This window comes from Streptomyces cyaneofuscatus (assembly GCF_033109485.1).
GTDB lineage: Bacteria > Actinomycetota > Actinomycetes > Streptomycetales > Streptomycetaceae > Streptomyces > Streptomyces cyaneofuscatus.
In genome coordinates, this window is the sequence record NZ_CP137002.1 from 97,885 (window position 1) to 104,064 (window position 6,180).

The window sequence follows — 6,180 nt, forward strand, 5'->3', positions numbered from 1 at the left end:
CGTTGCCCGGGGGCGGGCCTTCGTACGGCCGGGTCCCTGCTACGCCGCGTACGGCAGGGCGGCCAGGCTCTGCCGGACCTGCCGCGTCGTCGCGTCCGCGAGGATTTCCGGCAGGCCCTTCTCGATGCCGTCCAGGGCCTGCGCGGCGACATCGGCGGGGTCGGCCTTCTGATCGGCGGGGACGGCGGCGGCCATGTCGGTGTCCATGTAGCCGACGTGCAGCGCCGATACCGTGATGCCGCGGGGCGCCAGCTCCTCCCGGGTGGCGTCGGTCAGCGCCCAGGCGGCGGCCTTGGATGCGGCGTAGGACCCGAGCCCTGCCGGGTGCAGCCAGGACAGGACCGACAGGATGTTGAGCACCGCTCCCCCGCCGTTGCCCTCGATGACGGGGGTGAAGGCCCGCGTCACGGCGAGGGGGCCGTAGAAGTTCGTCTCCATCTCCCGGCGCACCGCGTCCAGGTCGCCCGTGAGCAGGGACGTGGCGGTGGAGATGCCCGCATTGTTCACCAGCAACGTCGCGTCGGAGGCAGTGCGGGCGGCGGCCCTGATCGACTCCTCGTCCGTCACGTCCAGCCGCAGCGGGATGGCGCCCGGCAGGTCCACCGTGCCGGGGCGGCGGGCCGCCGCGTACACCGTCGCTCCGCGCTCCAGGAGCTGGGCCGCCAGATGCTGTCCGAGCCCTCGGTTGGCGCCGGTGACCACAGCGACCGCGTTCTTGAGTTCCATGTCCACTCCTCAGGGCGCTTTAGATTATGACTCCAATCTAAATGACGGACTAGGATAGATGTCAACCGACATCCGGGGCTTCCCGTCCGGGGCGTCCGCGGGAGAGACAGGAGAGGTGGGCCATGGGCCGCGTATCGCAGGCGCAGGCGGAGGAGAACCGGCGACGGGTGGTGGAGACCGCGTCGCGGCTCTTCCGGGAGCAGGGCACCCACGTCAGCGTCGCGGATCTCATGAAAGCGGCGGGCCTGACCCATGGCGGCTTCTACAAGCAGTTCGCGTCCAAGGAAGCGCTCGTCGACGAGGCCACCGCCCACGCCTTCGACGGGTTCGCCCGGCTCCGCGAGGACGGGCTCGAACGGCACGCCGGACAGCGCGACGCCGCCCAGCGGTCGCTGATCTCCACCTATCTCTCGGCGGAGCACCGCGACAGCGCCGCGGACGGCTGCCCCGCCGCCGGACTCGCCTCCGACATGGCCCGCGCGTCCGGAAGCGACACGGCCCACCGCGTCTACGCGGAGGGCGTGGCCGACTTCGCCCACTGGCTCGCGACCGAGGACGAGGACGGCCTCGCCCGGCTGAGCACCCTGGTCGGCGCGCTCGTCCTGGCCCGCGCCACCAAGGGCTCCCAGGTCTCCGAGGAGATCCTCACCGTCGCGCGCGAAGCGCTGACGGACGCCGGTCCGGCGCAGCCGCCGTCACCACCCGCGCGGCGGCCGTGATCGCGCGGGTGGTGCGGGGTCCGCGGAGTTACGGGGTTACGAAGCGAACTTCCGCAGGTCCGCCGCCAGCGAGCTGATGGCCGCGGGATTGCGCGGGCTCTCGACCAGGTCCACGTAGTCGAGGACGACGATCCGGTCGTTCTTGATCGCGGAGACGTTCGCGAGCGGCTTGTAGGTCTTCAGGAACGTGCGCTTCTGCTCGGCGCTGGTGTCCCCGTAGTTGTTGATGACGATGACCTCGGGGTCGCGGTCGACCACCGTCTCCCAGCCCACCGTCGTCCAGCTGTCCTTGAGGTCCTTCATGATGTGGTCGCCGCCGGCCTTGGTGATGATGTCGTGCGGTCCGGCGTACGCACCCGAGGTCAGCGGCTTGTCCTTCCCGTCGTCGTACAGGAAGACGCGCGGGCGGTCACTCCCCTTCGGCGCCTTCGCCTGGGCGTCGGCGACCTGCTTCCGGAAGGACGCGATGAGGGTGTCCGCGCGGTCCTCCACGTCGAAGATTTTCCCGAGGTTCCCCAGGTCGGTGTAGAGCGCTTCGAGGGGCGGCATGACCCCGCGCGCCTTGCCCTGTCCGTTGCGGCACGACTCGCTCAGCAGGTACGAGTCGACGCCCACGCGCTTCAGCTCGGCGGGGGTGAAGCCCTCGCCCTCGTTGAAGCCGTAGTTCCAGCCGGCGAAGACCAGGTCGGCGCGGGCGCCCAGGACCAGTTCCTTGTTGATGCGGTCCTTGGAGAGCCACGTCGTCTTCTTGTAGCCGTCCTTCCACGGGACGGACGTCATGTCGCCCTTGTCGTCGGGCATCACGTAGCCGGCCATGTGGTCCTCGAGTCCGAGGGCGAACATGATCTCGGTGATGCCGACGTCGTTCGTCACGACGCGCTGCGGCGCCTTGTCGTAGCTCTTCTTCTCTCCGCAGTTCTCGACGGTCACCGGGTAGTGCCGGTCGGCTTTCGCGCTGTCGTCCTTCCCGTCCGACTGCGGCGTGACGTCCGCTCCGCAGCCGGTGAGGGCCAGGGCGGCGGCGAGGACGAGGGCTGCGGGGCGCAGGGGGTTCGGCATGGTGGCTGGGGCTCCTCAGGGGGTGGCGGGGCGGGCTCGGGGAAGGTCGAAGAGCAGTTGCAGCGCGCCGGTCTCGGGGTGGGCGACGCGGTGCGCCCGTACGCCGAAGACCTCGGCCAGCAGCTCGGTGGTCAGGACGTCGTACGGGGCTCCGGAGGCGGCGATCCGGCCGCCGTCGATGACGTGGATCAGGTCGCAGTGGAGAGCGGCGAGGTTGAGGTCGTGGAGGGCGGTGAGCACGGTCAGGCCGCTGCCGCGGACCAGGGCGAGGATTTCCAGCTGGTGGGCGATGTCCAGGTGGTTGGTGGGCTCGTCGAGCACCAGGACCCTGGGCTGCTGGGCGAGCGCACGGGCGATCAGGACACGCTGCCTCTCGCCGCCGGAGAGGGTGAGGAAGCCGCGTTCGGCCAGGTGGGCCGCGCCGACCCCGTCCAGTGCCTCGGTGCACCGGTCGCGGTCCTCATCGGTCACCCGGGCCATCGGGCCCTGGTGCGGCATACGTCCCATCGCCACGATCTCGGCCACGGTGAAGTCGAACTCGGCGACCGCGTCCTGCGGGAGGGCGGCCAGGCGGCGGGCGCCTTCACGGGTGCTCAGGGCGTGGAAGTCGTCACCGCCGACGCGGACGGTGCCGGAGGAGGGGCGCAGGGCCCGGTAGACGCAGCGCAGCAGCGTGGACTTGCCGCTTCCGTTGGGGCCGACCAGGCCGACGAGCTGTCCCTCCCCCGCCCCGAGGGTCACCTCGTCCACCAGGCGTGCGCCGGCGGTCTCGACGGTCAGCGCGTCGATGTCGATCCGCATCAGATGCCTCCGAAGGAGTAGGACCTGCGGCGCATCAGCAGGATGAAGCAGGGCACGCCGATGACCGCGGTGAGGACGCCCACGGGGAGTTCGGCCGGGGCCAGCACCACGCGGGAGAGGATGTCCACCCAGATCAGCAGCACGGCTCCGGCGAGCGGTGCGACGAGCAGGACCCTCCGGTGGTCCGCGCCGACCAGCATCCGTACGGCGTGCGGGACCATCAGGCCGACGAAGCCGATCGCCCCGCTCACCGCGACGACCGCCCCGGTGACGGCCGCCGAGACCAGGAAGAGCTCCTTGCGCAGCCTCCCGGGGTCGACGCCGAGGGCGGCGGCGGTCTCGTCCCCCATGGCGAGGGCGTTGAGGCGCCGTGCCGACCAGCCGAGGTGGGCGAGGCCGGCGAGCACGGCGCCTGCGGCGATCGGCACAGAGGCCCAGTTGGCGCCGCTCAGGCTGCCGAGCAGCCACATCATCGCGGAGCGGGCCGCCTCGCCGCGCTCGGCCGCGAACACCATGAAGGTGGTGACGGCCGAGAAGCCGTAGTACATCGCGGTGCCCGTCAGGACGAGCCGCAGCGGAGTCAGTCCGCGTTCGGTGCGGGCGACCGCGTAGACGAGCAGCATGGCGAGCAGGGCCGAGACGAACGCCGCCGTGGACAGGGCCCAGATGCCCAGCGCTCCCAGCGCCCCGAAGATCAGTACGGCGTTGGCGCCGACCGCCGCGCCCGAGGAGATGCCGAGCACGAACGGGTCCGCGAGCGCGTTGCGGACCATGGCCTGGACGGCGACCCCGATGGCCGACAGCCCGGCTCCCACGATCGCAGCCAACACGGCCCGCGACAGGCGCAGTTCCCAGACGATGGTGTACGCCGACACCTCGTCGGGCCCGATGGCGCCGCCGGTCAGGCCCGCCCACAAGTAGCGCAGCACCTCGGCCCAGGAGAGCCCTGAAGCCCCCAGTCCGGCCCCGCAGACGAGGGAGACGGGGAGGGCGAGGCACAGGCCCGCCAGGAGGATCGGCAGGGGTATGCGCCGGGGTGGCGGCGGCGCCGTACCGGCGCGGGACGGGTGCGCGGGCTTGGCGGGTATGCGGTCGACAGACGTGGCCACAGGCCGGTCGCTTTCGCCTCGGGCCGTACGTCTGCGCAAGGAGGAGCAGCCCCGGACGGCGGACGCCCGCGCAGCACCCTTCGCAGTCCACGGCGAGTTGTCAGGAGCCTTCTCCGCCACGGGTGATCGGGCTCACGGAACCGAGGTTCCGCCTACCGTTGCGGGTCAGCGCCGGACTTCGACCGGACTTCCCCCGTGGCGAAGTCGCAGCCTATCCGGTGGCCGCGCCTGCCCTGGAGGGAGAGGGGCTGGAGAAGGCCGGCGCGCACGTACTGGGGGATGTTCTCCAGGATCTCGCGGAGCCAGGGGCTGCCGCCGGCCGACAGCCGGACCAGGGTGTGCCGGAACACGCCCCGGTCCGACCGGAACAGGCGAGGGGAGCGCGGCACGGGCGGGTCGTCGCGGAGGACGCCTTCGGGCAGGACGCCCGACGCAGGAACCGGCGGATGCGGTTCCGGCGAGCCGAGACCGAGCCACATCCCCAAGGGCAACGGGACTCGGTAGGCCGAGGCGGCGGGACCGGCCGGCGTCAACGTCTCCCCCGTCTGCGGATGGACGGGTACGAGGAGGATGTCGGCGTCCGGGTCGGGTGCCGGCCGTCCGGGTCCGGCCAGGACCGCGCGCCGTGACGGCGGACCGGTGGGCAGCAGCGTATCGAGAGCCTGCCGGAACACCTCCTCGGTCAGGCCTCCCGGGACGGTCACCGGCCGGCCCCGCGACGCCACCAGCAGATGGGCGAGCGCCTGGCCGGCCGCGGCTTCCCAACGGGGGCTCCACGGCCACGGGGCGTTCACCCTCGCCGGCGAATCCCACCTGGCGACCGGTTCGAACGGGGGCGTGACCTTCTCCTCCGCCATCAGTTCCGCCCAGGAGAGCGGTACGGCGTCGGCGCAGCCCACGCGACGGCGGCGCACGGCGTCCGGGGCGAGCCACACCGCCTGCCAGAGCGAACAGTCGTCGATCCTGCTCGCCACGGGTCGGCCGCACGCCTGGCAGGCCATGTTGGGACCGTCCGAACCGTCGACGCCGCAGCAGTAGCCGCCGCCCCTCTCCGGGATCAGCAGGGTGCCGGCAGGACGACCTGGGAGAGCGGGGCGGTCAATCCGGCTCCGCACCCGGCACACACGAAAACGAACAAATGTCCTCCACTGCGGCAGGAGGCATTGTCACAGTCCGCTGCTGACCGGCCAAGCCGTTTTCGTCCAGCACGGTGCCAGGGCCGCTGCTCCGTCCGCCTAGGGTCGTACGGCAGGATGAGGCCATGAGCGTAGTCAAGATCAATGTGCTGACCGTCCCCCAGGAACAGCGCGAGACGCTGGAGAAGCGCTTCGCGTCCCGGGCCCACGCCGTCGAGAGCTCCGACGGGTTCGAGTGGTTCGAGCTCCTCCGGCCCGTCGAGGGCACGGACGACTACCTCGTCTACACGCGGTGGCGTGACGAGGCGTCCTTCCAGGCATGGATGGAGGGTCCGATGAAGGCCGCCCACCAGGGCGGTGGCGGTGGCGCCGAGGGCGGCGAGCGTCCGAAGCCTGCGGCCAGCGGGTCCACCGTGTGGTCCTTCGAGGTCGTGCAGCAGACCGGGCCGGCCGACGCGTAGGGAGCCGTCGGGTGTCCTGTCCGGCTGGGCAGCCGGACAGGACACCCGACATCATCGGTGCGTCACACCTCGCCGGGGTCCGGGTCAGACTCAGGGGGCACGCGGTCTCCTCCCGCCGGGGGATTCCTCGCGAACAGGACGTTTCTAAGATCATCACTGGGGGCCGGTG

7 protein-coding genes are annotated in these 6,180 nt (G+C 71.6%); 2 read left to right on the plus strand and 5 right to left on the minus strand.

The features are described from left to right. Positions 1–39 precede the first annotated feature (39 nt). On the minus strand, positions 40–726 hold the full coding sequence (locus R2B67_RS00475; RefSeq protein WP_317815829.1) for an SDR family oxidoreductase: 687 nt from the start codon (positions 724–726) through the stop codon (positions 40–42). Positions 727–848: 122 nt separating this feature from the next. On the opposite strand from R2B67_RS00475, the gene R2B67_RS00480 reads away from it, so the two are divergent. Beyond that, positions 849–1,445, plus strand: a complete 597-nt coding sequence (locus tag R2B67_RS00480; protein ID WP_317815830.1) for a TetR/AcrR family transcriptional regulator — start codon at positions 849–851, stop codon at positions 1,443–1,445. Positions 1,446–1,481: 36 nt separating this feature from the next. Here the strand turns inward: R2B67_RS00480 and R2B67_RS00485 are convergent, their stop codons facing one another. The 4 genes from R2B67_RS00485 to R2B67_RS36165 all read right to left on the minus strand — a co-directional run bounded on the left by R2B67_RS00485 (position 1,482) and on the right by R2B67_RS36165 (position 5,415). Then, entirely contained in the window at positions 1,482–2,504 is a 1,023-nt protein-coding gene (locus R2B67_RS00485) for an ABC transporter substrate-binding protein (RefSeq protein WP_317815831.1), read from the minus strand. A gap of 15 nt (positions 2,505–2,519) precedes the next feature. After that, positions 2,520–3,305, minus strand: a complete 786-nt coding sequence (locus R2B67_RS00490; protein WP_317815832.1) for an ABC transporter ATP-binding protein — start codon at positions 3,303–3,305, stop codon at positions 2,520–2,522. Then, entirely contained in the window at positions 3,305–4,414 is a 1,110-nt protein-coding gene (locus R2B67_RS00495) for a FecCD family ABC transporter permease (RefSeq protein ID WP_317815835.1), read from the minus strand. Before R2B67_RS00495 ends, R2B67_RS00490 begins: the two co-directional genes overlap by 1 nt. Before the next feature lie 152 nt (positions 4,415–4,566). After that, entirely contained in the window at positions 4,567–5,415 is an 849-nt protein-coding gene (locus R2B67_RS36165; protein WP_455679970.1) for a hypothetical protein, read from the minus strand. A gap of 260 nt (positions 5,416–5,675) precedes the next feature. On the opposite strand from R2B67_RS36165, the gene R2B67_RS00505 reads away from it, so the two are divergent. Next, entirely contained in the window at positions 5,676–6,011 is a 336-nt protein-coding gene (locus R2B67_RS00505) for an antibiotic biosynthesis monooxygenase family protein (RefSeq protein WP_317815837.1), read from the plus strand. Positions 6,012–6,180: the final 169 nt, after the last annotated feature.

Excerpts from the sequence above, each read along its gene's own strand:
- R2B67_RS00505 (WP_317815837.1), top strand. The coding sequence starts at position 5,676 with ATGAGCGTAGTCAAGATCAATGTGCTGACCGTCCCCCAGGAACAGCGC.
- R2B67_RS36165 (WP_455679970.1), bottom strand. The coding sequence starts at position 5,415 with ATGGCCTGCCAGGCGTGCGGCCGACCCGTGGCGAGCAGGATCGACGAC.
- R2B67_RS00485 (WP_317815831.1), bottom strand. The coding sequence starts at position 2,504 with ATGCCGAACCCCCTGCGCCCCGCAGCCCTCGTCCTCGCCGCCGCCCTG.
- R2B67_RS00490 (WP_317815832.1), bottom strand. The coding sequence starts at position 3,305 with ATGCGGATCGACATCGACGCGCTGACCGTCGAGACCGCCGGCGCACGC.
- R2B67_RS00475 (WP_317815829.1), bottom strand. The coding sequence starts at position 726 with ATGGAACTCAAGAACGCGGTCGCTGTGGTCACCGGCGCCAACCGAGGG.
- R2B67_RS00480 (WP_317815830.1), top strand. The coding sequence starts at position 849 with ATGGGCCGCGTATCGCAGGCGCAGGCGGAGGAGAACCGGCGACGGGTG.